Origin of the sequence: Phenylobacterium sp., assembly GCF_030698145.1 — a bacterium.
Lineage (GTDB): Bacteria > Pseudomonadota > Alphaproteobacteria > Caulobacterales > Caulobacteraceae > Phenylobacterium.
In genome coordinates this window covers 1-3,931 of the sequence record NZ_JAUYNW010000009.1, presented here as the reverse complement: position 1 = coordinate 3,931, position 3,931 = coordinate 1, and the positions used below count along the sequence as shown (strand labels likewise).

The following is a 3,931-nucleotide window of genomic DNA, read 5'->3' as shown; positions in this document are numbered from 1 at the left end:
AAAGTCCGGCTCGGCAAGACCCTCAGCAAGCAGGACGCCGAGGGCTGGCGGGCGGTCCTGAACGAATACGGATGGCTCGCGCCGGAGTGGCCGAAAGAATATGGCGGCCAAGACTGGTCTGTCAGCCAGTGCTTCATCTGGGACTATGAATGCGGCCTCGCCAATGCGCCCCAGGACGTCTCCGTAGGTCTGAAGCTGCTCGCCCCCGTTCTGCTCAAATTCGGAACTGAGGCGCAGAAGCGATACTGGCTGCCCAGGATGCTCAACTGCAGCGACTGGTGGTGCCAGGGGTATTCGGAGCCCGGCGCCGGATCGGATCTGGCGGGACTCAAGACGACGGCCGTGCGCGATGGGGCCGACTATGTGATCAACGGCCAGAAGATCTGGACCACCCACGCTCAGCACGCGAACATGATCTTCTGCCTCGTGCGCACGAGTGGCGACGGCAAGAAGCAGGACGGCATCTCATTCATCCTTGTGGACATGAACCAAGCGGGCGTCGAGGTCCGCCCGATCATCACGCTCGACGGCGAGCACGAGGTGAACGAAGTCTTCTTCACGAACGCCCGCGCGCCGGCCTCCAATCTGATCGGCGAGGAGAACAAGGGCTGGACCTACGCCAAGTACCTGCTCACCCACGAACGCACGACGCAGGCGTTGGTCGGGCCATCAGCCGCGTCCCTCGAGCTCGTCAAGGAGATTGCTCGGACCGAGACTGAGCGGGGCCGGCCGCTGGCCGAAACCTCCTCGTTCGCCAGCAGAATGGCCAAGGCGGAGATCGACCTCCTGAATCTCACCACGACGACTCTGCGCGTGGTCGCCGCCGCTGGGGCCGGCGCGGCTCCCGGCGCGGAGAGCTCGATGCTGAAGGTGAAGGGAACGGAGATCCGCCAAGAGATCCTGAGTCTGGCCCGACGGGGCGTGGGGCGCTACGCCCTGCCCTACCAGCGCGAGGTGCTGGAGCCGGGCTCAAACGCCACGCCCATCGGACCTGAATATGCCCCTGGCGTCACCCCGATATATCTCAACGGCCGCAAACTGACGATCTACAGCGGCTCGAACGAGGTACAGCGGAACATCATCGCCAAATCCATTCTCAAGCTTTGAGAGGAGAACTCCTCATGGACCGATTGCGGAAAGGAGGCGCGCCGCCACCAGAGTCGCAGAGGCGGTAGACCCGATCCGGCTTACAGCGAGAATGGTATTCCAAGGGAGGCCGCGGTTCGCCTCGGCGGCTGGATCGGCCCTATGAGTGTAAAAATAACTGAAAATTACGGAGGAAGAAAATGCGCCTTAGGCAGATCGCGCTGGTCGGGCAGGACCTGGCGGCGGCCCGGGCTGACATCGTGGCCGTGCTTAGGTTGGGCGACGACTATGCCGATCCTGACGTCGATGTGTTCGGACTGCACAACGCCGTCTGGCCGGTGGGCCACACCTTCCTCGAGGTGGTGTCACCGAAGCAGGAAGGCACCACAGCCGGCCGGCTGCTGAAGAGGCGCGGCGGCGACGGCGGCTACATGGTCATCCTTCAGATCGACCACGACATGGCGGCGGCCCGGCGCCGCATGGCGGACCTGGGCGTGCGCATCGTTCACCAGATCGACCGCGACGGGGGAAAGGTGAGCTATAGCCACCTGCATCCCACCGACGTCGGGGGCGCGATCCTCTCGCTGGACGTCATGGTCCCGAAGGAGCGCTGGGAGTGGGGCGGGCCTCGTTGGCGCGAGAACGTCAAGACGGACATGTCGCTCGCAATCGTGGGCGCCGAGCTTCAGGCCGACGATCCCGACGCTATGTCGGCGCGATGGTCGCAAGTCCTGGATCGGCCGCGGCGGGAAACCGCCGAAGGATTCCGGATCGGCCTCGAGGAAGGCGGTGAGATCCGCTTCGCGGCGGTCCGCGACGGGCGCGGTGAGGGGCTCGGCGCCTTCGACGTCAGCGTGCGAAACGCGGCGACCGTACGTGCGGCCGCGAAGACCAGGGGCGCGCTCGACGCCAAGGGCGGCGTGGTGCTGTGCGGAACGCGCGTCAATCTCGTGGAGGCGCGCGAGAGCGGCCCGACAACGGCAGTTGCGTGACCCGGCCGAGGCCGAGGGGTCATCGTCCGGTTGTCATCGAAGGAGTTCGATCGTTTCCCTCGCCGAAGCCCCCCTCCGCGAAGCAGTTCCTGAGCCGACGCGCTCGGCGTTTGGGAACGCGCTGGCCGGACGTCGATGCAGGACAGGCTGTGTCCGCGGGCGTCCCGGACAACGATTGAAGCCATCCAGCAGCTTCAGGCCGATGGACCCTAGGTTTGCGCAGGACTCGATCCCTGGCCTTCGCCAACGCCAGGCCGCCTGAGACGCGCGTCGGAGGCAGTCCGCCGCGCACCGCACGGGTTCCCTTCTCCGTCAGTCTTCCCGCGCGCTATTTCCGTCGGGCTCGGTCAGGCATGGACAGTCGTCAGCTGCGATAGGACTCCGGCCGCCAGGAATCCGTCCAAACGTTTGCGGATGATCATTTCGGCTTCGGCCATGATCCTATCCATCAGTTCCTGAACCGTGGGGATGTCGTCGATCAACCCCACAACCATGCCGCAGCTCCAGGCGCCGGCGTCCATGTCGCCATCGACCATCACGCGCGGATAGATCCCGGCGACCTCGGGAGCGATCTGCTCGAAGGTCAAGGCGGCGCCCAGGGTGCGTTCCTTCTCGAGGAGCCGTTCGACGCCGGCGTTGATCAGCACGCGCTCGGTGTTCCGCAAGGGGCGCATCACCAGGCGCGTGTCGAGCTCGTTCGCCGCCAGGATGGCCTGTTTCACGTTCTCATGGACCGGTGCTTCCTTCGTGGCGACGAACCGGGTGCCCATGTTGACGCCCTCGGCGCCCATGGCCAGCGCGGCCACCAGCGACCGCCCGTCCGCCATCCCGCCCGACGCCACGAAGGGGATTTTCAGCTCGTCGGCAGCTCGGGGTAACAGGATGAAATTCGGCACGTCGTCTTCGCCCGGGTGCCCGCCGCACTCGAACCCGTCAACGCTGACCGCGTCGCAGCCGATCGCCTCGGCCTTCAGCGCGTGGCGCACCGAAGTGCACTTGTGGATCACCTTGACACCCGCCTCCGCCAGCGCAGGCAGCCACTTCTGCGGGTTGTTGCCGGCGGTCTCGACCGCCTTCACGCCACTCTCGATGATCACCTTCACGAAGCCCGGATAGTCTGGCGGCGTCACCGCCGGCAGGAAGGTCAGGTTCACGCCGAACGGCTTGTCGGTCATCTCCCGGCAGCGGGCGATCTCCTTCGCCAGCTTCTCCGGCGTGCCCTGCGTCAGACCCGTGATAATCCCTAGGCCCCCGGCGTTCGACACCGCGGCCGCCATCTCGGCGAAGCCGACCATGTGCATCCCACCCTGGATGATCGGGCGTTCGATGCCGAACAGTTCGGTGATCCTGGTCTTCATGGTCGCTCCAAGGCTCGGCCACCTCACGGACTGAGGTTATCGGTTCTTTTATAGGACTCATACATTCAGCGCAATCCATCGCGCCCGACGGCGGCGAGAGCTTGTCTCGAATCAGCGGGGTGCGCGAGGCGGCGACGTCGAGCCAACGTGCAGCGGCTGCGGATTGCGCAAGTCAGTCCCCGGCCTCAGAGCCCCTTGAGGATACCCTCGACCATCTTCTTGGCGTCACCGAACAGCATCATGGTGTTGTCGCGGAAGAACAGTTCGTTCTCGACGCCGGCGTAGCCGCTGCTCATCCCGCGCTTCACGAACAGCACGGTGCGGGCCTTTTCCACGTCCAGGATCGGCATGCCATAGATGGCGCTGGTCTTGTCGGTCTTGGCGGCGGGATTGGTGACGTCGTTGGCCCCGATCACGAAGGCCACGTCGGCCACCGGGAACTCGGCGTTGATGTCCTCCAGCTCGAAGACCTCGTCATAGGGGACGTTGGCCTCG

Annotated in this window: 4 protein-coding genes; 2 read left to right on the top strand and 2 right to left on the bottom strand. The window is 65.2% G+C overall.

Features of this window, described 5'->3' with window-relative positions:
- Nucleotides 1-1,107, top strand: a 1,107-nt coding sequence (locus Q8Q77_RS00695; protein WP_305580147.1) for an acyl-CoA dehydrogenase family protein, incomplete at its 5' end; no start/stop codon positions are given.
- A 179-nt stretch (nucleotides 1,108-1,286) separates the two neighbouring features.
- The gene (locus Q8Q77_RS00690) at nucleotides 1,287-2,078 is read left to right on the top strand and encodes a VOC family protein (RefSeq protein WP_305580145.1); all 792 of its coding nucleotides are present in this window, start codon (nucleotides 1,287-1,289) and stop codon (nucleotides 2,076-2,078) included.
- Between the two features lie 347 nt (nucleotides 2,079-2,425).
- Here the strand turns inward: Q8Q77_RS00690 and Q8Q77_RS00685 are convergent, their stop codons facing one another.
- Nucleotides 2,426-3,436: a nitronate monooxygenase family protein gene (locus Q8Q77_RS00685; RefSeq protein WP_305580143.1), complete on the bottom strand. Its 1,011-nt coding sequence runs from the start codon at nucleotides 3,434-3,436 to the stop codon at nucleotides 2,426-2,428.
- A gap of 185 nt (nucleotides 3,437-3,621) precedes the next feature.
- The coding region (locus tag Q8Q77_RS00680; RefSeq protein WP_305580141.1) for an NAD(P)(+) transhydrogenase (Re/Si-specific) subunit beta at nucleotides 3,622-3,931 on the bottom strand (310 nt) is incomplete at its 5' end.